This is a genomic window from Nocardia sp. NPDC024068 (genome assembly GCF_040638875.1).
Taxonomy (GTDB): domain Bacteria; phylum Actinomycetota; class Actinomycetes; order Mycobacteriales; family Mycobacteriaceae; genus Nocardia.
This window is the reverse complement of record NZ_JBEZYU010000002.1, coordinates 393,492-417,254: the sequence shown is the minus strand read 5'-3', so window position 1 is coordinate 417,254 and position 23,763 is coordinate 393,492. Positions and strand designations below refer to the sequence as shown.

General features: G+C 68.3%; 17 protein-coding genes, 1 pseudogene and 1 riboswitch. Of the genes and pseudogenes, 9 read left to right on the top strand and 9 right to left on the bottom strand.

What is annotated here, in order from left to right; genetic code table 11:
• Nucleotides 1–582: 582 nt before the first annotated feature.
• Nucleotides 583–1,977: pseudogene (locus AB0F41_RS04610) on the bottom strand (threonine/serine exporter family protein); the annotation flags it as partial.
• Nucleotides 1,978–2,309: 332 nt separating this feature from the next.
• Here AB0F41_RS04610 and AB0F41_RS04605 point away from each other — a divergent pair.
• A complete protein-coding gene (locus tag AB0F41_RS04605; protein ID WP_357421314.1) occupies nt 2,310–4,241 on the top strand; it encodes an acyl-CoA dehydrogenase in 1,932 nt (643 codons plus the stop codon).
• Here the strand turns inward: AB0F41_RS04605 and AB0F41_RS04600 are convergent.
• The 4 genes from AB0F41_RS04600 to AB0F41_RS04585 form a co-directional block, all read right to left on the bottom strand.
• Nucleotides 4,238–5,032, bottom strand: a complete 795-nt coding sequence (locus AB0F41_RS04600) for a hypothetical protein (RefSeq protein ID WP_357421313.1) — start codon at nt 5,030–5,032, stop codon at nt 4,238–4,240. The two genes, AB0F41_RS04605 and AB0F41_RS04600, sit on opposite strands and share 4 nt — an antisense overlap.
• 67 nt (nt 5,033–5,099) lie before the next feature.
• Nucleotides 5,100–5,990 (bottom strand): NERD domain-containing protein, encoded by an 891-nt coding sequence (locus AB0F41_RS04595; RefSeq protein ID WP_357421312.1) that lies wholly within the window; start codon nt 5,988–5,990, stop codon nt 5,100–5,102.
• Between the two features lie 88 nt (nt 5,991–6,078).
• Entirely contained in the window at nt 6,079–7,485 is a 1,407-nt protein-coding gene (locus AB0F41_RS04590; RefSeq protein ID WP_357421311.1) for a DUF2252 domain-containing protein, read from the bottom strand.
• Nucleotides 7,486–7,542: 57 nt separating this feature from the next.
• Entirely contained in the window at nt 7,543–9,249 is a 1,707-nt protein-coding gene (locus tag AB0F41_RS04585; protein ID WP_357421310.1) for a GMC family oxidoreductase, read from the bottom strand.
• A 117-nt stretch (nt 9,250–9,366) separates the two neighbouring features.
• Here AB0F41_RS04585 and AB0F41_RS04580 point away from each other — a divergent pair, with 117 nt between their 5' ends.
• From AB0F41_RS04580 to gcvP, 7 genes are all read left to right on the top strand, one after another.
• Entirely contained in the window at nt 9,367–10,071 is a 705-nt protein-coding gene (locus tag AB0F41_RS04580) for a CDP-alcohol phosphatidyltransferase family protein (RefSeq protein WP_357421309.1), read from the top strand.
• A gap of 43 nt (nt 10,072–10,114) precedes the next feature.
• Nucleotides 10,115–10,513, top strand: coding sequence for a glycine cleavage system protein GcvH (gene gcvH / locus AB0F41_RS04575; protein WP_357421308.1), 399 nt, complete (start codon nt 10,115–10,117; stop codon nt 10,511–10,513).
• Nucleotides 10,514–10,663: 150 nt separating this feature from the next.
• The gene (locus AB0F41_RS04570; RefSeq protein WP_030520553.1) at nt 10,664–11,149 is read left to right on the top strand and encodes an FHA domain-containing protein; all 486 of its coding nucleotides are present in this window, start codon (nt 10,664–10,666) and stop codon (nt 11,147–11,149) included.
• A 62-nt stretch (nt 11,150–11,211) separates the two neighbouring features.
• The gene (locus AB0F41_RS04565) at nt 11,212–12,012 is read left to right on the top strand and encodes a MerR family transcriptional regulator (protein ID WP_357421307.1); all 801 of its coding nucleotides are present in this window, start codon (nt 11,212–11,214) and stop codon (nt 12,010–12,012) included.
• A 200-nt stretch (nt 12,013–12,212) separates the two neighbouring features.
• Nucleotides 12,213–12,686, top strand: a complete 474-nt coding sequence (locus AB0F41_RS04560) for a bifunctional nuclease family protein (RefSeq protein ID WP_357421306.1) — start codon at nt 12,213–12,215, stop codon at nt 12,684–12,686.
• A gap of 176 nt (nt 12,687–12,862) precedes the next feature.
• Nucleotides 12,863–13,441, top strand: coding sequence for a MerR family transcriptional regulator (locus AB0F41_RS04555; RefSeq protein WP_357421438.1), 579 nt, complete (start codon nt 12,863–12,865; stop codon nt 13,439–13,441).
• A gap of 96 nt (nt 13,442–13,537) precedes the next feature.
• Nucleotides 13,538–13,636: riboswitch (glycine riboswitch) on the top strand.
• Nucleotides 13,637–13,777: 141 nt separating this feature from the next.
• Nucleotides 13,778–16,573, top strand: a complete 2,796-nt coding sequence (gene gcvP / locus AB0F41_RS04550; protein ID WP_357421305.1) for an aminomethyl-transferring glycine dehydrogenase — start codon at nt 13,778–13,780, stop codon at nt 16,571–16,573.
• A gap of 102 nt (nt 16,574–16,675) precedes the next feature.
• Here the strand turns inward: gcvP and AB0F41_RS04545 are convergent, their stop codons facing one another.
• The 4 genes from AB0F41_RS04545 to AB0F41_RS04530 form a co-directional block, all read right to left on the bottom strand.
• Nucleotides 16,676–18,028, bottom strand: coding sequence for a cation:dicarboxylase symporter family transporter (locus tag AB0F41_RS04545; RefSeq protein ID WP_357421304.1), 1,353 nt, complete (start codon nt 18,026–18,028; stop codon nt 16,676–16,678).
• A 271-nt stretch (nt 18,029–18,299) separates the two neighbouring features.
• Nucleotides 18,300–19,976: a hypothetical protein gene (locus AB0F41_RS04540; RefSeq protein WP_357421303.1), complete on the bottom strand. Its 1,677-nt coding sequence runs from the start codon at nt 19,974–19,976 to the stop codon at nt 18,300–18,302.
• Between the two features lie 108 nt (nt 19,977–20,084).
• On the bottom strand, nt 20,085–20,333 hold the full coding sequence (locus AB0F41_RS04535) for a WhiB family transcriptional regulator (RefSeq protein WP_357421302.1): 249 nt from the start codon (nt 20,331–20,333) through the stop codon (nt 20,085–20,087).
• Nucleotides 20,334–20,358: 25 nt separating this feature from the next.
• A complete protein-coding gene (locus tag AB0F41_RS04530; RefSeq protein WP_357421301.1) occupies nt 20,359–20,907 on the bottom strand; it encodes an HNH endonuclease in 549 nt (182 codons plus the stop codon).
• A 586-nt stretch (nt 20,908–21,493) separates the two neighbouring features.
• Between AB0F41_RS04530 and AB0F41_RS04525 the strand changes: the two genes are divergently transcribed.
• A complete protein-coding gene (locus AB0F41_RS04525; RefSeq protein WP_357421300.1) occupies nt 21,494–23,683 on the top strand; it encodes a malate synthase G in 2,190 nt (729 codons plus the stop codon).
• Nucleotides 23,684–23,763: the final 80 nt, after the last annotated feature.

Below are 23,763 nucleotides of genomic sequence, written 5' to 3'. Positions count from 1 at the left end.
TGCGACGGCCGTCGCGCGACCCCGGCGGCCGACAACCCGACCATACCGGCAGGGACCTCGTCGGTGGGGTCCCCGCCGGAGCGATCATTGCGCGTCGGGACGCAGTGCCGCGGGCAGCGGTTCGGTGGGGGCGAGGCGCGACTCGACGGCGCCCACCCCCACCGGCTCGGGGGTGAGTGCGAGCGGCATCGCCTGGGTCGGTGCCAGGTCCTCGCCGATCCCGAGGGGCTGCACCGGATGCGGCGGCAGCGCCGGGATCTCCAGCATCTCCAGCATCGGGGTGGGCGGCGCCGCCAAAGACGCATCGGGCAGTTCCAGGGGCTCCGCCGACACCACTCCGCTCAGCGGTGACGGGTCCAGCTCCCGGGTCCAGACACCGCGATCGAACGCGGGTACGGGTGCCGTACCCCGGGCGACCGGCCTGGACACCTGAGGCAGCTGCCCCGCGACCGGGAAGCCGGCCGGCAGGTCCAGCGGAGCCTCGCTCGCCGTCGCGCGGGTGAGCGCGGGGACCGGTGTGTGGCGCGGCAGCGCGATCGGACGCCGCTTGAGGTTCACTCGTTTGCCCAGGTTCACGGTGGGCAGGCGCCTGCGCTGGACCACCGGACGGCGCAGCGCGCCGAACTTGCGCAGGATCGGCGGGCGGCGCACCGTCCGGTCGAACCATTCACCGAGGGTCACCCCGCCGGCCAGCGCGCAGCCGATACCGAAGGCCGCCAGCAGCTGATCCGCGCCGCGGGTCAGGTCGTCGTTGAGCATGCCGTACAAACCGCGGTACACGCTGAGGCCGGGAAGCAGCGGGGTGATACCCGCCAGCGCCACGACCAGTGGCGGGGTCATCGTCCGCCGGGCGAACAGACCACCGACCAGGCCGATCACGACAGCTGCGGCGCCGGCGGCGATCACCGGGCCGAAACCGGCCTCCATCACCATCAGGTAGCAGATGGCGCCCATCGCGCCACTCACCGCGGCGGCGGCCAGGGCGCGCTTCTCGGCGTAGCAGGCCAGTGAGAAGGCCATTGCCGCCACGGCGCCGGCCAGCACCTGTACCGGCAGATTGGACAGCGTGTGGCCGGGACCGAGATCCATGGGGACCGTGGCGTCGAACATCTCGCCCACCCGCAGGGTCAGCGCGATACCGGCGATGATCCCGCCGGTCATCATGAGCAGTTCGAGCATGCGGGCGGCCGCGGTGATCGGCGCGCCGGTGATGGCGTCCTGTACCGAGCCCACCAGGCTCAAACCACTGAGCAGCACGGTGATCCCGGCCGCGATGATCAGCGTCGGACTGACCGAGATACCCAGCGGCTCGGCAACCACGGCCAGCGCGACCGCGGGTATCGCCGCGATCGCGCCGCCCACCAGATGCTGGAAGAAGAACGGCAGACCGTGCCGATTGAGGGTGCGGTTGGTCCGGTCGATCACCGCGGTGGTGATGAAACTGAGCGCGGTGACGAGGATTCCGCCGCCGAGCAGCAGGGCGATCGCCGCGGCCATCAGCGACCAGGCGAACGTGGCCGTCCAGCGGTTGTACGGATGCGGCGCGGTGGTGATCACGTCCAATGCCGCGCGCGCCTCCTGCGGCGGTATCAGGTCGCGCCGGATTCGCCGGGTGAGCCGGTCCACCGCCGCCAGCCGGGTGAAGTCCAGCGAGCGGTACTGCACCACCCGCATCGAACTCGCCGGCGGCAGTCGCGGACCGCGATGCACATAGATACGGATCGAGTTGTAGGTGACCTCGACATCGCACGCGGACAACCCGTAGGTGGCGGCGATGAAGCGCACCGTCGTCTGGGTGTCGGTGACAGCCGAGCCCGATGCCAGGACCACTTCGCCCATTCGCACCGCCAGGTCGAGCACCTCTGCCACCGCGGCGTCGTCGGACAGATCGATGGGCTGCAGCGGCGTCGGTGCGGAAACGATCGTGTCGGCGGTGGCGGGGCGGTCGGCCACCAGCTTGCTGATGGCGCCGGTGATGACGGGGAGACGGAGCGGAGTACGCCGGTGTTCGGCGTAGCTCGTCGAGTCCGGGGAGATCGGGGGTGTGGAGGTCACTCCTTCCAAGGTTCCTTGCGCAGCCATAGCCGCGAAGGTAGTGGCCGGAAGCCCCTCTTGCCCACCGGAAACGGGGTCCGGAAATTGTGATGTTTGTTACGCAGGTGTTTATTTGACATTTCGAATGGAAAAAGAGGCCCGATCGACGTGCTGACCTGGGCAGTCATCGATGGCGTCGGAGCGGCCGCGGTGTGTGTTACGCCTCGCGTGTTCATGAACCCCCGCAGCCGGAACCCGCGGCTAGGGTCGGAGGTATGAGCACCGGCAGCACTGCGACAGCGCAACAGTTACGGCAGGCACTCGACGGGCCGTGGGGCGATGTACGGGAGAAGGCGCGCAACGATCTGGCGGATGACCGGTTTCTGGGCGACCCCGACCTCGATCTTCCCGCCGCACGTGCCCGGGTGCTCGACCAGATGCGGGCCATCGCCGACCTCGGGCTGGCCGAAAGCGGGTTCCGGCGCGAACACGGGGGCACCGGAGAGCCGGGCGCGGCCGTCGTCGGCCTGGAGATGCTGGCGTACGCGGATCTGTCGCTGTGGGTGAAGTCCGGGGTGCAGTGGGGCCTGTTCGGTGGTGCCGTGGAGAACCTGGGCACCGAACGCCACCGTGACCACATCCGGCGCCTCATCACCCTGGATCTCCTCGGCTGTTTCGCCATGACCGAATCCGGGCACGGCAGCGATGTCGCCAATCTGGAGACCACCGCCACCTACGATCCGGCGACCGAGGAGTTCGTCGTCCATACGCCCACGCCGTCGGCGCGCAAGGACTACATCGGCGGCGCGGCCGAACACGCCCGGATGGCGGCGGTGTTCGCGCAACTGCACACCCCGTCCGGGGAGCAGGGCGTGCATTGCCTGCTGGTGCCGATCCGCGACGAGGACGGCAACGATCTGCCCGGCGTCACCACCTCCGACTGTGGCCGCAAGGGCGGGCTACCGGGCGTCGACAACGGCCGGATCGTGTTCGACCACGTCCGGGTACCACGGGAGAACCTGCTCAACCGCTATGCCGACGTCGACCCGGACGGTACCTACCACTCCGAGATCGACAACCCGAGCCGCCGGTTCTTCACCACCCTCGGGACCCTGGTCCGCGGCCGGGTGAGTGTGGGCGGCGCGGCGGCCGCCGGGGCGCGGGTCGCGCTGGCCATCGCGCTGCGGTACTCGCTGAAACGCCGCCAGTTCGGTAATCCGGACGACGGCGGCGAAACCCTGCTGCTCGACTACCGGATGCACCAGCGGCGGCTGCTGCCCCTGCTCGCCCGCTCCTACGCCCTGGCATTCGCGCAGAACGACCTGGTCCGCCGGATGCACCTGGTGCAGACCGGTCAAGATCTCGATCCGAACGGTCAGCGTGCCCTGGAGAAACGCGCCGCGGGGCTGAAGGTGGCCCAGACCAGGCACGCCACCCGCGCAATCCAGGAATGCCGCGAGGCGTGTGGCGGCGCCGGCTATCTGACGGAGAACCGGCTGGTCACGCTGAAGGCCGATACCGATGTGTTCACCACCTTCGAGGGTGACAACGTCGTGCTCACCCAGCTCGTGGCCAAGGAGATCCTCACCGCTTACGCCGATGAAGTGCGCGACCTCGACGCGCTGGGCTGGGTGCGGTTCGCCGCCACCATGGCCGGGGATGTGGTGCGCAAACGCTCGGGTGTGCGCCAGCTGATCCAGACCCTGCGCGATCGCGGCGGCGAAACGGTCGACGAGGGCGATCTCGGGAAACGGGCCACCCAGCTGGCCCTGTTCGCCGACCGCGAGGATTACCTGACCCGCACCGCCGCGCACCGGTTGCGTGCCCGGGCCGAGGAAACCGGACCGTTCGAGGCGTTCAACAACGCGCAGGACCATATCCTGGCGGCCGGCGAGGCCCATATCGATCGGCTGGTGCTGGAGGCGTTCATCGAAGGAATCGCCGATATCGAGGACGACGATGCCCGCGCGCTCGCCGAAACGGTCTGCGATCTGTTCGTCTACTCGCTGCTCGAGGAGAACTCCGCCTGGTACATCATGCACCGGTTCATCTCGGTGGAACGTGCCAAGGCGGTGCGCCGCGGTGTGAACGAGCTGGTAGACCGGCTCCGCCCGGAGGCACCGATCCTGATCGACGCGCTGGGAGTGCCGGAATCGCTGCTGGGCGCGGCGATGCTCGACGACGCGAGCGTGTACGAGCGGAACTAGGGCGTACCGGCGGGGTGCTCGGTAGCTCCGTCAGCGTGGCCGAAGGCCCGGCGGGCGTGGACCGTCGTCCAGAAGAGCGCGGCGGCCAGTGCGACGCCCGCCGCCGCACCGCCGGCGATATCGGTGGCCTCGTGGTAGTCGAGCGCGATCATGCCCACCGCGCCGATACCCAGGGCGACGGTGGCGAGCGCGACGGTCACGACACGCGCCCGGACCGAACGCAACAGCAGCACCACGGTCGTCACCAGCGACACCAGGTGCACGGTATGGCCGCTGGGATAGGCCAGATAATCGTGGAGCGGCCGGCCCCAACCGGGTTTCAGCGCCCAGGTGTTGATCGCGACGGCGATCTCGGGCACCAGCACCACGGTCACCGCCTCCCACCATCTGCGCTGCCAGGCGAACAGCGCCACCGCGGCGCACAGCAGCGCGAGCACCACGCCGGTGCTGCTTGCCAGCGCCAGGACCTCGGCCAGCCACGGACGGGGGTCCAATCGGGGGCGGATGCGTTCGCTCACCGCCAGGTCGAATGTGGTGGGGCCGCCACCGGGCGGAAAGGACAGCGGAATCGCCGCCGTCGCGGTCGCACCGGCCGTCGTCACCGCGACGGTCGCCAGGGTCGCGCCGGCGATGCCGCGCGGACGAGCCCGCGCCGGCTCCGCGGCGGGTTCCGAGGGCTGCGTCCGGGGCCGGTGGTGCGGATCCGGGCGGCGGCCGCCACCCGGGCATCGGGAAGAGCCGGTGGCGCGGCGCGCGGGCAGCGGATCCGGCGCGCCGGGTGCGATGCTCACCGGCCGACCCTAACCATCGCCCACACACCGTGGGAAGTTCGTGCGCCCGGGCCGGCCCGGGACCGGCTCAGCCCGGACCATAGGAGAGGAAGGCGGCGATGACGAACCAGAGCATCCAGGCCACCGCGACGAACATGCCGAGCGCGAACGCCGCCCGCATGATCGCCCGGCCGAAATCGATATCGCCCACTTCCCGGGGATAGAGCCGCCACGGGCTGTACCACGGGGTGCGGAAGCGCCGCCCTGCCGCCGCGCGTTCGGCGAGCGCGAGATCCTCGGCGTACTGCTCGGCCTCGGCCTGGGCGGGCCCGCCGTGCCACAGGGTCACATCGATGGGACCCAGGAAGCCTTCCTCGAGCAGCAGCTGCGGCGCCGGAAGGTAGGGCAGCATCCCCATACCGCGGAAGGCCACCGCCACATCGTTGGCGGTCCAGCGGTGTGATTCGCGTTCGGCGAGTACCCCGAAATAGTGGCGCAGGCGGTCGCCGTCGTCGCCGAGGATCACATCGAAGCTCGGATCGTGCACCTTCTGCTCGATCTGGATCGGAGCACGCTGCAGTGGCACGATCAGCGCGACACCGTGCACGGCGCGCTGGCCGAGTCCGCGCGCGGCCAGCCAGCTCTGCAGGGCGAAGGTGTGCTCGCGGGACCGTTCGAGCAGCGATCGGTCGTCGGTGGCCACGAGTTCGGCGCGGACCCCGTTCAGGGTCCAATCTCCGGTGAGCGGCACCTGCAGGGTGCCGCCGCGTTCCGACCGCAGTCCGGCGACATCGATGACCACGCAACTGGTCGGCGTCCAGACCACCGCGTCGAACTCGTACGTGCCGTCGTGGTGGACCAGGGCGCAATTGACCGTCGCGACACCGTGCGGGCCGGAGACCTCCTCCCAGCCACCGAGCCAATCGACCAGGGCCCGTTCGGCAACGCTGTCGGTGCTGTTCTGAACCTGCACGAGCATGGTGACCGCCCTTCGCGTCCGATCCGAGGCCGCATCCGGCCCAGGGGTGATGGCGGCGCCCTCCGTGGCGGCGCACCCCCTGTCGAAACTACCGGTCCGGATCCTCGCTCGGAAGTTTCCCGGCGCGAACCGCCGCGACGAGTTCGTCGTGATCGGCCTCGGTCCGGTCGGCATAGCGCACGGCGAATTCGGCGACGGCCTCCTCGAAATCCTCGTCCTCGCCGAGATATCCGCTGATCAGCCGCGGATCCAGCGATCGGGCGTGGGCGCGGGCGAGCAGGGCGCCGGCGAGGCGGCCGTAGTCGTCGAGATCGTCGGGATCGAGTTCCTCGGGGGCGATACCGCCTTTGAGATTGCGGAACTGGCGCACGATGAACGGCAGCTCCCGGCTGCCGCCGTCGGGGTGCGGCACCTTCATCGTCGTCCAGCCGAGCAGAATATCGGTTTCGGTCTGGACCAGCCTGGCGCCCTGCACGATTCGCTGCCCCTCGTGGTCCGCCGGGCCGATCCCGAGAACAGGCGCCAGTGCCGACGGTGTCGCCTGTTTGAGCTGCAGAACCAGAAACTCACCCGAATTGCCGTGCAGCAGAGCGACATAGCTGTGGAATCCGACACTGCCTGTTCCTACGACCCGGAAGGCGATATCGGCCACCGCGAACCGCGCCAGTAACCCCTGCCGGGATTCGCGCAGGCTTGCGCCGTAGCGCTCCAGAGCGTCGATCGCGGCATCCTCGACGTGCTGGGGCACCGTGGTGAGGATCGGTGGGTCACCGACGAAATGGTGACTCTCGATCCCGGTTTCGTGATCGTCGATATGGGTCCACTTCTTCACGACCTTCTCGCTGTCGTTCTTGCGGGCCTTCTTGGCGGCCTTCTTGAAGTTGTCCAGCAGGTCGTCGGCCTCGACGCGGTCGAGAATGGATTCGTCGGCCAGCGCCGACCAGGATTTCAGGAAGGGCCGTTCGGCCAGTGCGGCGATCGCGCGGCGGTAGGTGCGGGCAGCGTCGGCCGCGGCGGTCCGGCATTCGTCCTCGTTCGCGCCACCGACCCGGCCCGCCAGCACCAGACTCGCCGCCAGTCGTTCCAGATCCCATTCCCAGGGGCCGGCGGCGGTTTCGTCGAAATCGTTGATATCCATGACGATCTCGCCGCGGGAGGTGCCGTACAGGCCGAAGTTGGCGGCGTGGGCGTCGCCGCAGAGCTGGGCGAGGAAGCCGGTATCCGGGCTGCCCGCAAGATCGCTTGCCATCAATCCGGCGGCGCCCCGGTAGAAAGCGAACGGTGAGGCGGCCATCCGCGCGATCCGCATCGGGATGAGATGCTCCAGGCGGCCGCGATTGGAGGCTTCGACGTATTCGAGCACCGAGGGCCGCCCCTCGGTGCGTACGGCCCGGTCGCGCGCCGTCCGCGGGATACGGTCGCGCACGGACTCGCCGCGGGCGAGAACCTCCTCGGCAGGGGTGTACGAGCGCAGGGTGATACGACTGTTCGGCACGCGCCAACGGTACCGAGAGATCCCAGGTCGCGGCATCCTCCGGGCGATCAGCGACCCTCAGCCCGCCGCGGGACGGTCCCGCCGGCCGGCCGGTGCCGGTTCGATGGGCAGCCGCAGGGCGCCGGGAGCCGCGGCCGGGACCACCGGCCGGGCGGGCGCCACCGGCGCGATGCGGCGGTAGGGCGTACCGAGCGGGGGACGCCGATCCTCCTGATTCCGGTTCGGCCAGAACGCCATCGCGCGTTCGGCCTGAGCGGTGATGGTCAGCGAGGGGTTCACGCCCAGATTCGCGGTCACCGCCGACCCGTCGGCGATATGCAGGCCCGGGTAGCCGAAAACCCGCTGGTAGGGGTCCACCACACCGGTTTCCGGGGTCTCGCCGATCACACATCCGCCGATGTAGTGCGCGGTGGCCGGTATATCGAAGACGTCGGTGTACAGACCGTGGGTGTCGCCGTCGATCTTGTCCGCGAAGCGGCGGCCCACCTCGTGCGCCAGGGGGATCCAGGTGGGATTGGGTTCGCCCGTACCCTGCCGGGTCCGCAGCCCGCCGCGGCGCAGGAAGGACGTGAGGGAATTGTCCAGCGATTGCATCACCAGCAGAATCACCGAGCGTTCGGAGGCCCGGCGGGCGTCGAAACTGCGCAGGAAGACCAGCGGGTGGGTGAGTGCGGCCAGCAGGAAGCGCAGGAACCGGAAGGCGCCGCCGTCGACCACCGGCGCCGACAGCGGGAACAGGGCGTTCTGCCCCTTGCCGTAGTGGCACACCTCGATATGGGTGTCCGGTTCCGGATGGATCGAGGAGGTGATGGCGATGCCCGCCGCGAAATCGCGTCGAGCGCGGCTCACCACCGCGAGGATCGCCTCGGAATTGCTGCGGGTCAGTTCGCCCAGCCGCGGCGAGAGCGCGGGCAGCACACCCCGGTCGCGCATCCGGTGCAGGAGTTTCTGGGTGCCCAGGGCCGCACCCGCGAACACCACCTGTCCGGCGGTGAAGGTGCGCCGGTTCCGGCGCAGCAGGCGATCGGGACGTTCGGTGTCCACGGCGTAGCCCCCGCCGGGTAGCGGGCGGACCGCGGTGGCGGCGGTGAGCGGATGCACGACGGCGCCGGCCTGTTCGGCGAGATGGAGGTAGTTGGTGGTGGTCGTGTTCTTGGCGTTGTGCGGACAGCCGGTCAGACAGCGGGCGCAGTGCACACAACCGCGGCGGCGGGGTCCGGCGCCGCCGAAGTACGGATCCGCGACCTCGGCGCCGGGATCTTCTTCGTTGAAGTACACCCCGACCTCGGTCGGATGGAAGGTCGCGGCCACCCCCATATCGGCGGCGACCTCGCGGATCACCTCGTCGGCGGGGGTGATCCGGGGGTTGGGCGCCACTCCGAGCATCCGCCGGGCCTGGTCGTAGTACGGCGCGAGTTCGGTCCGCCAGTCGGTGATGTGGGCCCACTGGCGGTCGGTGTAGAAGTCGGCGAGTGGTTCGTAGAGAGTGTTCCCGTAGATGAGGGAGCCGCCGCCCACACCCGCGCCGGAGAACACCGCGCAGGTGCCGAGAATGCTGATCTGCTGCGGTCCGGTGCAGCCCAGTTTCGGAGCCCAGATCGATCGCCGGAGGTTCCAATTGCTCCGGGGGAGCGATTCGGAGTCCCAGCGCCGGCCGGCTTCGAGCACTCCGACCCGGTACCCCTTCTCGGTCAGCCGCAGTGCGCTCACGCTCCCACCGAAACCCGAACCGATGACCACGACGTCGTAGTCGAACTCCGGCATGTTCTTCCTCTCACCCGAAACCTACGATGAGATACTTTCACACTCATTCATTCATCGAATGACACGCGGGGAGCGCTGGCGCGGGCGGGCCGCCATACGGTAAGCACTTGCTCTGTGATGAGCGATTCGGGAACCGGCGGGTCCGAGACCGCGGCATCGGACCCGGATCGCGCGGGCGCGGCCGGTCCGGTGCTGTCGGATCGCCTGCTCACCGTGCCGAATGCCCTGAGCGTGCTGCGACTGATCGGTATCCCGGTCTTCCTGTGGCTGCTGCTCGTGGAACACGCGGACGGCTGGGCCTTCACCCTGCTGGTGCTCAGCGGGGTCACCGATTTCCTGGACGGCAAGCTCGCGCGGCTGCTGGACCAGTCGTCCCGGCTCGGGGCGCTGCTGGACCCGCTCGTCGACCGCCTCTACCTCGTCACCACCCTGGCCGCGTTCGTCGCCCGGGGACTGATCCCCTGGTGGGTGGCGGCGCTGCTGATCGGCCGCGATCTGGTGCTGAGCCTGACGCTGCGCATCTACCGCCGCCGTGATCTCGACCCACCCGAGGTCATCTATCTCGGCAAGGCCGCCACCTTCGCCCTGATGTCGGCGCTGCCGTGGCTGCTGGCCGGGCAGATGGACTGGGTGGGCGACGGTTTCGGCCGGGCCTTCGGTGGGGCACTGCTGATCTGGGGCACGGCGGTCTACGTCTGGACCGGACTGCTGTATCTGGGCCGGGCGATCGCGGTGGCGCGAGCGATACCCCCCGCCGCGGGACCGTCCCGCGGTTCCCCGGGCCGGGAGACCGGCGCGGCGGATCACGACGGGCTCGCATAGAGTTGCGGGCGTCGTGCACGACGACACGAGGAAAGGACACCACGTGAACCGGGCTCCGGAGGATCTGCGCTACACCGCGGAACACGAATGGGTGCGTCGTATCGAGCCCACCCGGGTCCGGGTCGGGATCACCGATTACGCCCAGTCGCAACTCGGTGACGTCGTGTTCGTGCAGTTGCCCGAAACCGGTGCCGATGTCGCCGCCGGGGACAGCATCGCAGAGGTCGAATCGACCAAGAGCGTTTCCGATATCTACGCTCCACTGCGCGCGAAAATCGTTGCGGTGAACAAGGAACTGGAGGCGCAACCGGAAACGCTGAACACCGATCCCTACGGTGACGGGTGGTTGTTCGAACTCGAGGTGGACGACGCGTCCGCATTGGAATCGAGTCTGGGTGAACTGCTCGATGCCGCAGGTTATCAAGGAGTTATCGGGGGCTGATCCAGCCTTCCCTGTTCTACCTGCACGGGCGAGGCCCGGCAGGGTACGGTCAATGCCAACGGATGTGCCGCCCGGAGTCGGGGCCACCGAGCCACGTCGCATCGCGGCATCTGCCTGCATGGTTTATGAGGTTCGAGGAGGAGAGAAACGGTGAGCGAGAACAAAGACCCGGGTTACGGGGAGACCGCGGCCGAGACGACGTCGGTCTTCCGCGCGGATTTCCTGAACGAGGTCGACGCATCGCGCTCCGGCGAGCCGACCGGCGAACAGCCGGTGCAGGGTGTTGAGGGTCTTCCGGTCGGCGCGGCGCTGCTGGTCGTCAAGCGCGGCCCGAACGCGGGTTCGCGGTTTCTGCTGGACCAGCCGACCACGTCGGCGGGCCGCCATCCCGACAGCGATATCTTTCTCGACGATGTCACCGTCAGCCGTCGCCATGCCGAATTCCGGCAGGACGAGGATTCGTTCCAGGTCGTCGATGTGGGCAGCCTGAACGGCACCTACGTCAACCGGGAGCCGGTGGATTCCTCGGAACTGCAGAACGGGGACGAGGTGCAGATCGGCAAGTTCCGCCTGGTCTTCCTCACCGGCCCGCGCACCCAGGAGGCCGGTTCCGCGGCCGGTGCCGGCAGTTTGTGAACAGTTGATGATCGGTGCGCCGGTCCGGGTGATCGGCGCTTCGACATGAAAGACTCGAGGTCATGACAGGCGCGGCGCAGCAGTGGGCGCACGGAGGTATGTCGATCGGCTCCGTGCTCGATCTGCTGCGACCGGATTTTCCGGATATCACCATTTCCAAGATCCGCTTCCTCGAAGCGGAAGGCCTGATCCGGCCCGAACGGACTCCGTCCGGTTATCGCCGGTTCTCCGTCGCCGACTGTGAACGGCTGCGGTTCGTCCTCACCGCCCAGCGCGACCAGTATCTGCCGCTGAAGGTGATCAAGGAGCAGCTCGAGGCGATCGACAGCGGTGCGGCCACGCTCGGGGTCAGGGAAGCCCGGGCCCGCGCCCGGGCCGTACCGGCCGACCCGGAGCCCGCCGTGAACGGCGAGGATGCCGGCCCGCGTCCGCCGCGCCGGCTGGGAGTACCGCCCGGCCGCGTCTCGGCGGATGAATTCGCATTCGATCACGAGATCCGGGTGACGCGTGCGGATCTGCTCGACCGGGCCGGGATCGACGAGAACTTTCTCACCGATCTGATCCGTGCGAATCTGATCACACCCGGCCCCGCCGGCTTCTTCGACGCCGATGCCGTCACCCTGGCGACCACGGCGAAGGCGATGGCCGAATTCGGTTTGGAGGCGCGGCATCTGCGTGCCTTCAAGCTCGCCGCCGACCGGGAGGCGGCGCTGGTGGCCCAGATCGTCGCACCGATCGCCAAGAGCCGAGATGCGGGCGCCCGCGCACGGGCCGAAGAGACGGTGCGTGAACTCGCTGCGCTGTCGCTCACCCTGCACGCGAGCCTGGTGAAGGCTTCGGTGCGCAATTCCCTCGGCGGCTGACGGGCCGGCGCCCGCCCTCCATGCCGGAGTCGGATCGGGGTTGACCTGCGGTGGAACCGCCGTCGGCGACACCCGTGGCAACACACCGATTCCGGTGTTGCGCAGCGATCGCGGCGGCGCCGGAAGTTCGCCTAGACTCGTAGTACGGCGGGTCCAGTATCGGCGAGGGCGGACGGCCGGGGAGTATGGGAGGCAGTGCGATGAGCGAAATGCGCGTGATCGGCATCCGGGTCGAGCAGCCACAGAACCAGCCCGTCCTGCTGCTGCGGGAGGCGGAAGGGGAGCGTTATCTGCCCATCTGGATCGGGCAGGCCGAGGCCACGGCGATCGTGCTCGAACAGGAGGGCGTCACACCTATCCGGCCCCTCACCCACGATCTGATAAAGATCTTGATCTCCGATCTCGGTCATACCCTCGAGGAGGTTCATATCGTGGACCTGAAAGAGGGCACGTTCTATGCCGACCTGGTCTTCGAGAACGAGGTGCGGGTATCGGCCCGTCCGTCGGACTCGGTGGCCATCGCACTGCGCGTCGGTTGCCCCATCTACGCCGCGGAATCGGTGCTCGAGGAGGCCGGTCTGGTGATGCCGGACGAACGCGAGGACGAGGTCGAAAAGTTCAAGGAGTTCCTCGAGTCGGTATCTCCCGACGATTTCAAAGCGACCGATAGTTGAGAAACCCGGATTTTTTCTAGACCTCAACTACAGGTCGAGACTATTACCGCGCGTCGCGTTTGGATCGGCACTGCTGCGGCCGAGAGAATGGGAAGAGTAGCCTCATAGTCGACGCCGTGCCGTCGGCTACAGGGCACAGATCGGCGGAGCAAGGGAGTAGTTCAGTGGCAGAGCATATGCGGGATATGCAATCGGAAGTGGGCCCGCCTCGGCGCTACGAAATACAACCCGGACTGTTCCCCGACGATTCGGTCCCGGATGACCTGGTCGGATACCGGGTGCCGACGGCGTGTCAGGTGGCCGGCATCACCTATCGGCAATTGGACTACTGGGCGCGCACCGCGCTCGTGGTGCCGTCCATTCGCGGTGCGGCCGGTTCCGGAAGTCAGCGGCTGTATTCCTTCAAGGACATCCTCGTCCTGAAAATCGTCAAACGTCTGCTCGACGCAGGTATTTCGTTACAGAACATCCGTATCGCGGTGGAACACCTGCGTAGCCGTGGTGTCGAGGATCTGGCGAATATCACGCTGTTCTCCGACGGCACCTCGGTATACGAGTGCACCTCCCCGGAAGAAGTCGTCGATTTACTGCAGGGCGGTCAGGGCGTTTTCGGAATAGCCGTGAACAGTGCGATGCGCGAGCTCACCGGGGATATCGCCGCGTTTCCGGCCGAACGGGCATCGGAGGCCGGTGAGCGGCCGGATGACGAACTCTCCTTCCGCCGCAAGGCCCGGCTGACCCGCAAGACGGGCTGACCACGGACCGATACCCGTCCTGGTGCGATGAGTCCGATGACACACAGCGGGGGAGTATCTGTCGGCCCAGCTCGGCGGGCTAAAATATCGGGGCGTCGTAGCCGTGCGGGAGAGTCCCGGATCCGAATGGACCCGGGCGCCGAAGGAGCAGCACCTCCCCGTCAATCTCTCAGGCACCAGGACCGTGCGGGAACCGGCGCCTCTGGAAAGTGGTGGCCGCGGGCCACCCGCCCAAGGTGAAAGGCGGCCCGGCCGCCGAAGCTCTCAGGCGCCGCGACAGAGGGGGAGGGCCCTGCGTCGGCCGTACGGCCGGCCACCCGTAACCAGGGAGCCGTGGTGACCCAGAGCTTCGTAGATCGGCACGTAGGACCCGACGGCGACGAATTCGCGCGCATTCTCGCCGCGATCGGTATCGGATCGGCCGAGGAATTGGCGGCCGCCGCACTTCCCGCGGGAATCCGTGACGAGAATCCGCTGGTGGGATTGCCCGACGCCGGCACCGAGCACGAGGTGCTGGCCGAACTGGCCGCCCTCGCCGCCTCGAATACGGTCGCGACCTCCATGATCGGGCTCGGCTACTACGACACGCTCACCCCGCCGGTGCTGGTGCGCAACCTGCTGGAGAATCCGGCCTGGTACACCGCCTACACGCCGTATCAGCCGGAGATCAGCCAGGGCCGGCTCGAAGCGCTGCTGAATTTCCAGACCATGGTCACCGATCTGACCGCGATGGATGTCGCCAACGCCTCGATGCTGGACGAGGCCACCGCCGCCGCGGAGGCGATGACCCTGATGCGCCGCGTCGACCGCGGCGGTAGTCCGAGGCTGGTTGTCGACGCCGACCTGTTCCCGCAGACCCGTACCGTCCTGGCCACCCGCGCCGAACCGCTCGGCATCGAGATCGTGGACGCGGACCTGGCGGGCGCGAGCCTGCCCGACGGGGACTTCTTCGGGGTTCTGCTCCAGGTGCCGGGGGCGTCGGGGCGGGTCGTGGACTGGTCCGGAATCATCGCGCAGGCCCACGACCGGGGCGCGCTGGTCGCGGCCGGGGCCGATCTGCTCGCGCTCACCCTCATCACCCCACCCGGAGAGCAGGGTGCCGACGTGTGCTTCGGCACCACCCAGCGTTTCGGGGTGCCGATGGGGTTCGGCGGACCGCACGCCGGATATCTCGCGGTCCGGGCCGCGTATGCCCGTCAGCTACCCGGCCGTCTGGTGGGCGTCTCCAAGGACGCCGACGGCGCGCCGGCCTACCGGCTGGCGCTGCAGACCCGTGAGCAGCACATCCGCCGGGAGAAGGCGACCTCGAATATCTGCACCGCGCAGGTGCTGCTGGCGGTTGTCGCCGGTATGTATGCCTGCTACCACGGCGCGGACGGGCTGCGGGCGATCGCGCGCCGGGCCCACGGTCATGCCGAAAACGTGGCCGCCGCCCTGGGCGAGGCGCTGGTGCACGACAAATACTTCGATACGGTGCTGGCCCGGGTGCCCGGGCAGGCGGAGAACATCGTCGCCAAGGCCGCCGCCCGCGGCCTCAACCTGAGGCTGGTGAACGCCGATCAGGTGGCGGTGGCATGCGACGAGGCCACCACCGACGAACATGTGGCGGCGGTACTGGACGCGTTCGGTGTGGCCCCGGCCGAACCGGTGTGCGCGGGGATCGTGGACCGGACCTCCGACTTCCTGACTCATCCGGCGTTCACCCGCTACCGCACCGAAACCGCCATGTTGCGCTATCTGCGGGCCCTGTCGGACAAGGACATCGCGCTGGATCGCAGTATGATCCCGCTCGGCTCGTGCACCATGAAGCTCAACGCCACCGCCGAGATGGAACCGATCACCTGGCCCGGTTTCGCGCGGCTGCACCCGTACGCGCCGGAGGCCGATACGCCGGGACTGCGGCAGGTGATCGCCGATCTCGAGCGCTGGCTCGCCGATATCACCGGCTACGACTCGGTGAGCCTGCAACCGAACGCGGGCAGTCAGGGCGAGTACGCGGGCCTGCTGGCCATCCGCCGCTACCATCTGGACCGCGGTGATGCGGGCCGCGACACCTGCCTCATCCCGTCCAGCGCGCACGGTACCAACGCGGCCTCGGCCGCCATGGCCGGGCTGCGCGTGGAGGTCGTGAAGTGCCGCGCCAACGGCGATGTGGATCTCGACGATCTTCGCGCCAAGATCGCCGACCACGCCGAGCGGCTCGCCTGCATCATGATCACCTATCCGTCCACGCACGGCGTGTACGAGCAGGAGGTCGCCGAACTGTGTGCCATGGTGCACGATGCCGGCGGCCAGGTCTATGTGGACGGCGCGAACCTGAACGCACTGGTCGGACTGGCCCGGCCGGGGCGTTTCGGTGGTGATGTCAGCCATCTGAACCTGCACAAGACCTTCTGCATCCCGCACGGCGGTGGTGGTCCCGGGGTCGGTCCGGTCGCGGTCCGGTCCCATCTCACCCCTTATCTGCCCGGCGACCCACTGGTGCCCGGGTCGCACGCGGTCTCGGCGGCCGAGTTCGGATCCGCGTCGATCCTGCCGATCACCTGGGCTTACATCCGGATGATGGGTGCCGGGGGACTGCGCCGGGCGACCCTCACCGCGATCGCCTCGGCCAATTACCTGGCACGCCGGCTCGGGCAGTACTACCCCGTGCTCTACACCGGCGACAACGATATGGTCGCTCACGAATGCATCCTCGACCTGCGCGAGATCACCAAGAGCACCGGTGTGACGGTCGATGATGTGGCCAAACGGCTCGCCGACTACGGATTTCACGCACCGACCATGAGCTTCCCGGTAGCCGGGACCCTGATGGTGGAACCGACCGAGAGCGAGAATCTGACAGAACTCGACGCGTTCGCCGAGGCCATGATCGCGATCCGGCACGAGATCGACCGGGTGGGTGCGGGGGAGTGGCCGGTCGAGGACAATCCGCTGCGCAATGCCCCGCACACCGCGGCGAGCCTGGTCCGCGAATGGGATCATCCGTACAGCCGGGAGCTCGCGGTGTACCCGCTCGGCCTGGCCCATGAACGGCCCAAGGTCTGGCCGGCCGTGCGCCGGATCGACGGAGCATTCGGCGATCGCAACCTGGTCTGCACCTGTCCGCCGCTCGACGCGTACGCGGACTGACATTCCGCACCCGGCTCGAATGCGGCAACGAACCGGCCGGGTCCACTGTCAACGGACCCGGCCGGGGGCGATCGCGCAGCTCCGGCTGATCGCCGGACGACATCAGGCCGGAACGAGGACCTTGGTGCCGCCCTCCTCGGCCGGACGCGAATCGTGATCGTCGACCATCGTCTGCTCGTCGAACGGCCGCTTCCGGTCGAGGACCTCGCGCACCCGGCCGGAATCGACCGTCTTGGTCCAGGTGCCGACCAGCAGGGTGGCGACGGCGTTACCGGAGAAGTTGGTGAGCGCACGCGCCTCGGACATGAAGCGGTCGATGCCGACGATCAATCCGACACCATCGAGCAGTTCGGGCCGGTGACTCTGTAACCCGCCCGCCAGGGTGGCGAGTCCCGCACCGGTGACCCCGGCCGCGCCCTTCGAGGCCACGATCATGAACACCAGCAGGCCCAGCTGTTCGCCCAGGCTCAACGGCTGCCCCATCGCATCGGCGATGAAGATCGAGGCCATGGTCAGGTAGATGGCGGTGCCGTCGAGGTTGAACGAATAGCCGGTCGGCACGACGACGCCCACGGTGGTGCGCTCGACACCCAGATGTTCCATCTTCGCGATCAGCCGCGGCAGCGCCGATTCCGACGACGAGGTGGCCACGATGAGCAGGTACTCGCGCGCCAGATAGCGGCACAGCTTGAAGATCGATACCCGGGCGACCAGCCGTACCAGTACGCCCAGGACTCCGAAGACGAACACCAGACAGGTCAGGTAGAAGGCGATCATGAGGGTGGCCAGCTGGACCACGGCCCCGAGTCCGGTCCGGCCGACCACATTGGCGATAGCGCCGAAGGCGCCGATCGGGGCGAGCCAGAGAATCATCGCCAGGATCCGGAAGACCAGTTTCTGGATCAGCGCGATACCGCGCAGGATGGGTTCACCGGCGGAGCCCATGGCCTGCACCGCGAACCCCACCAGCAGCGCGACGAACAGTGCCTGCAGCACACTGCCCGCGGTGAGCGCGGAGACCAGTGTGGTTGGGACGATGCTGTGCAGGAATTCGACGGTGCCACCGGCTCCGTGCGCTTCCTCGGCGTACTGCGCGCCCTGTCCCGCCGACTCGGTGAGATCGAGACCGGTGCCCGGGTCGAGCAGATTGCCGACCAGCAGGCCGATACCCAGCGCCATTGTCGACATGACGAGGAAGTAGCCGATGGCCAGTCCGCCCACCTTGCCCACCGTGGTGGCGGCGCGGACCGACCCGATACCGAGGACGATGGTGCAGAAGATCACCGGCGCGATCATCATCTTGATCAGGTCGACGAACATGGTGCCCAGCGGCGCCAGCGCTCTACCGGTGCCCGGCGCGAGCCAGCCGACCAGAATGCCCGCCAGGACGGCGACGATCACCGCCAGATAGAGCCAGTGGGTGCGATCCCGCCGTGTTCGAGTTCGGTCCTCCATGACCTGGTCTCCTCCCGAGTCGTAGTGCGCGGGTGCGGTGAACCCGGCCACCACACCCTGTGCAGAATGATGGACTGAGACGTGACGCCGGTCATGCTTTCGTGCATTTCGTTCAGAGGACGAACCGCTGATCCCGGAGGCGCATGAGGCCTACCTCGGCCGGATCCCCGGATTCGTCGAATACGCTCACCGAGATCAGCCCTGCACTGCGGGCCGCACCCGACGGGCTCACCGCCGCCGGCGCCGCGACCGCGATCGCGGGCCGGAGGCATCAGGGCGTGGTGAGCGCACCCACCATCGCCGTACCGAAGGCAAGATCGTTGGTGCTGGGCAGGACCGTGTAGCTGCCGCCGGTCCGCTCGGTGAGGGTACGCAGGCCTTCGGTGCCGGATCCGCCGACCACGATGACGTCGATCCGGATCGGCTTCCCGGCATCGCCCGCGTTCTCGATACCGGCCAGCAGCTCGGCGTCACTGGTACCCGAATCGTCGTCGGGTCCGTCGGTGACCAGCAGGATCGAATTGGTGCGCTCGGTGGCGTACCCGTCGACGGCACTGCTGTAGGCCGCCAGCAGCGCCCTGTAGCACTCGTCGGTATCGGCGGCCGTGGCCTCGATCGACCCCAGTGAGCCCATGAGTTTGCTCCGCTGGGCGTCGTCGAGCGGCGCGGTGTCGGCGATCACGTCATAGGGATTCGTGCCGTCGACATCCTTGCCGAAAGCCCAGATACCCAATCCGAATTCGGGCGGCATGACATTGAGAGTGGAGGCCAGCGCGCCGATGGTGTTGTTCAGCCGGGTCAGATCGCCTTCGGCGGTGTCCATCGATGCGGAGACATCGAGCAGGGCCGTGGCATGGACACCGAGGACCGGCGAGTCGAGGACCTGCCGGAGCCGGTCCAGTGCGGCGCGTGGCGGTACCGGGGCCGGGCCGGCCGGGGGCGCGGCGAAGCCCGCCGCGACCAGGTCGCGCTGCTGTTCCGGTTTGCGCAGGTAGTCGGCGAACAGTCCGGCCATCAGGTTCTGTGTCTTGTCCACCCAGGGACCGGACATGAGTGCTGCCGGATAATCCGCGATCGGGGCCGCGCCGGTGGGAACGTAGAAGGTGGTGCTGCCGTTGGCGGCGAGCCGGCGCTGGGTCACGGGGACGGCGTGCACCGCGGCCTCGGCCGGTGCGGCGCCGGTCAGCGAGGTCAGGGCGGCCGAGGCGTCCACGGCTTCGGGTGCGGCGGAGGCCAGTCCGGAAACCGCCGACAACGTCTGCCCGGCGGCGGTGGCCTCTTCGGTCAGCGGTTCGGTTCCCGACACCGCGCTCGCGACCGCGGCGGCGACCGCGAGGGTCGTATCTCCGGGCGGCATCGCGAGTTTCAGACCGTCCCAGCCGGGGAGCCCGATCTGTTCCAGCGAACCCTGTTGCAGCCGTGGGAGGTCCACCCAGGAGGTCTGGGTGGCGGCCAGCGCGTGCCGCAGGACCTCGGGGACGGCCAGCACGATCGGCGTCGACGCGATCGATCGGGGGGCGCCCTCGATCAGGCCGGGCACCCGCATGGACTCGACCTGGCGGCTGGACTCCGGAATCCACAGCGCCGGTCGCGGCCCGAGCACCGGATTCCAGGTGGCGGTGGATCGGAAGGCGGTCACCATATCGGCGGCCGGGCGTTCGGTGATCACGACCTTCGCGCAGTGATCGCGGACAACCGGCCGGGTTTCGTTGTACCGGGTGGCGATGGTGCGCACCGGATCGGCGATTTCGGGGTCGACCGTGACATCCAGGACGGCCTCGCCCTCGACGCAGGCGCCCGACGCCGCCGCGCCCGACGATCCGGCCGACTGCGGGCGCAATTGCGTCCACCCGACGGCGAGGACGACCAGGACCACAACCACCACCGCGGCGATCACCGGTCCCTTGCTGATTTCCCGGGAGGAGCCGGTGCTGCGATGGGTACCCACGAGCAGTCAGTCTAGGGAGCAGCGCCCGGTTCTGGCGCGCCGCGGTCACGACTGTGGGGCCGTGCGTATGGACACGGCCCCACGGCATCGCGGCGGGGTTCCCGCCCGTTATTCACGGATCATCTTTCCCCGGTCGAATTCGTGCCCGCCCCACACTCCGGACTGGCCGGTGCGCTCGGCGAATGCGCGGCAGTCCGGCCGGATCGGGCACCGGCCGCACACCTGACGCGCGTACTCGAAGTCCTGCGACGGGTAGGGAAACCACGCCTCGTGGTTCGGGTCGCCGCGGCAGGCGGCGCGATGCCAGCCACGGCTGTCGGACATCGGCAGCAGATCTGCCAGAATTTCGACGGTCATCTCGATCCCTCCTCTCGCGGATCGCCTAGGGGGTCGCGGCCAGGTGCTTCCACACCCGCCGCTGTTCACGGACCAGGGGTTCGGGGGCCCGGGGCTCCCAGAGCAACCGCATACCCGCCTCCTCGGGGGTGCGGTCGGCCTTGGCGGTATTGCAGGGCACGCAGCATGCGATGAGGTTTTCCCAGGTGTTGGGACCACCGCGGCTGCGCGGACGGATGTGGTCCACCGTGGGGGCCCATTCGCCGCAGTAGCCGCACCGGTGCCCGTCCCGCCGGAGGATCGCGGAGTGGGTGGCCCGGCCGCCCGGTGTGCGGACGGCGATATGGGCCAGGTACCGGTAGCGGACCAGCCGGATCGTCTCGGGCAGCATGATCTCGGCATGCTGCGACCGGATCGGGAAGTGCGGCCGGCGGATCACCACCGATTCGGCGCCGCCGCTCATCACCAGCACGACGGCCCGGTCGGCGGTGACCCGATCCAATGCCTCGTAGCTGGCGTTGAGCACCAGCACACGGCTGTGTATCCAGTTGTCGGGAGTGAGAGTCGCCGGGTCGGCGACAGCGGATATCGGCATGGGTATCACCAGGTTTCGACGGCCGGGGGCAGCCCGGAACTCCGACGGGAAAAGGGAGAAGGCGAATGGTCAGCGGCGCCGCGGGAGGAGCAGGTCGATCATGAGATCGCCGCAGCTTTTCGGCTGCCGTGCCGATTCGGTACCGGCGTTCATCGACTGATTCGCCGCGCGGAGGCACCGTTTCGATACGGTGCCGAACCGGATGGCATCGGCCGGTGCGACTGGATACAAGACCACTCCTCCCTTCTGAATATCGGCGGCCCGCCCTGACGGCCGGCCGGCTGGAATCCATGGTGGCACAGCCGGGTAGCGCTTGTCGGCTCATTTTCCCGGCACCCGGTGGCAGACCGTCTTTCCGCTACCGGACTCCGGGTGCAGCCCGCTCCCGGCGCCCGGCGCCGGACGGTCTCCCGGATACCCGCGGCACAGGGCCTGGTCACGTGGCCCGGGGCCGCGTAAACGGCGTAGGGTCCGGTGCCGGCACCGGCATCCGTCGACGCGTTCACCCGGCGACCGGAGCGCCGCTACCAGCCGGTAACATCAACATCGACTTTCCACCCGGCATTCGCGGAAGTGAGGCAAGTAGATGACAGAGCGGAAACAGGTCGGCGGGCTCCAGGTTGCCACCGTTCTCCACGACTTCGTAGAGAACGAGGCATTGCCCGGTACCGGCGTCGATTCCGCCGCGTTCTGGGCCGGCGCCGAGCGGATCATCACCGAGTTCGCTCCGCGCAACCGGGCCCTGCTGGCCGAACGCGACGAAATCCAGGGCAAGCTCGATGCCTGGCACGGCGAACACGCGGGAGCGGATTACGACAGGGCGGCGTACAAGCAGCTACTCGTCGATATCGGCTATCTCCGGCCCGAACCGGCCGATTTCTCCATCGGCACCGCCGGTGTCGACGCGGAGATCAGCAGCACCGCCGGACCCCAGCTGGTGGTGCCGGTGAGCAACGCGCGGTTCGCGATCAACGCCGCCAACGCACGCTGGGGTTCGCTCTACGACGCGCTGTACGGTACCGACGCCATTCCGGAGACCGGCGGTGCCGAGAAGGGCACCGGATACAACAAGGTCCGCGGTGACAAGGTCATCGAATGGGCCCGCAACTTCCTAGACGATTCGGTCACTCTGATCACCGGGTCGCATATCGGCTCGACGTCCTACACGATCGTCGACGGCGAACTCGAGGTCGGGCTCGAGGACGGCACCGCGATCGGACTGGCCGATGCCGAGCAACTGGTCGGCTATGTCGGCGACCCCGCCTCGCCGAGTGCGATCCTGCTGAAACACAACGGACTGCATATCGAGATCCAGATCGATCCGGAGTCGCCGATCGGCAGCACCGACTCCGCCGGGGTCAAGGATGTGGTGCTCGAATCGGCGGTCACCACCATCATGGACTTCGAGGACTCGGTGGCCGCGGTGGACGCCGAGGACAAGACGTTGTGCTACCGCAACTGGCTGGGCCTGATGAAGGGCGACCTCACCGAAGAGGTCAGCAAGAACGGCAAATCCTTCACCCGCACCATGAACCCGGACCGCGTGTACACCGCGCTGGACGGGTCGGAGCTGGCGGTCCACGGGCGGTCGCTGCTGTTCGTGCGCAATGTCGGCCACCTGATGACCAGTGACGCGATCCTCGACGCCGAAGGCAACGAGGTGCCCGAGGGCATCATGGACGGCATTCTCACCTCGCTGATCGCCAAGCATTCGCTGCGTGACGATGTGGCGCTGACCAACAGCCGCACCGGCTCGGTCTACATCGTCAAGCCCAAGATGCACGGTCCCGACGAGGTCGCGTTCACCAATGACCTGTTCGCGGCCGTCGAGGACGTGCTCGATCTGCCGCGCAACACGCTCAAGGTCGGCATCATGGACGAGGAGCGCCGCACCACCGTCAACCTGAAAGCGTGTATCAACGCCGCCGCCGACCGGGTGGTGTTCATCAACACCGGGTTCCTGGACCGCACCGGCGACGAGATCCACACGTCGATGGAAGCGGGTCCGATGATCCGCAAGGCGGAGATGAAGACCCAGCGCTGGATCCTGGCCTACGAGGACTGGAACGTCGATACCGGTATCGCGGCCGGACTGCCCGGGAAGGCCCAGATCGGCAAGGGCATGTGGGCTATGCCGGACCTGATGGCCGGAATGCTCGAGCAGAAGATCGGACACCCGAAGGCCGGCGCCACCACGGCGTGGGTTCCGTCACCGACCGCCGCGACCCTGCACGCCACCCACTACCACCTGGTGGACGTGTTCAAGCGGCAGGCCGAGATCGCCAAGGGCGGTGCGCGGGCGGACGTCGACGACATCCTGCAGATCCCGCTGGCGGCGGACCCGAATTGGAGCGAGCAGGACAAACAGCAGGAGCTGGACAACAACTCGCAGTCCATCCTCGGCTACGTGGTCCGCTGGATCGACCAGGGTGTCGGATGCTCCAAGGTGCCCGATATCTCCGATATCGCGCTGATGGAGGATCGCGCCACCCTGCGCATCTCCAGCCAGCTCATGGCCAACTGGCTGCGCCACGGTGTGGTCACGGCCGACGAAGTGGTGGCCAGCCTGGAGCGGATGGCCCCGGTGGTGGACCGGCAGAACGCCGGAGATGCCTCGTATCGCCCGATGGCGCCCGATTTCGCCGGTAGCGTGGCGTTCCAGGCCGCCAAGGAGCTGATCCTGGAGGGCACCGCGCAGCCGAACGGCTACACCGAGCCGATCCTGCACCGCCGTCGTCGCGAAGCCAAGGCTCTGGCGGCCAAGAACGGTTCCTGACCCGGGTCCGCTGAGCGGACACCAGCCCCCGGCCGCCTCGGCCGGGGGCTGTTTCATTTGCGCCGCTCGGCATGGCCCCG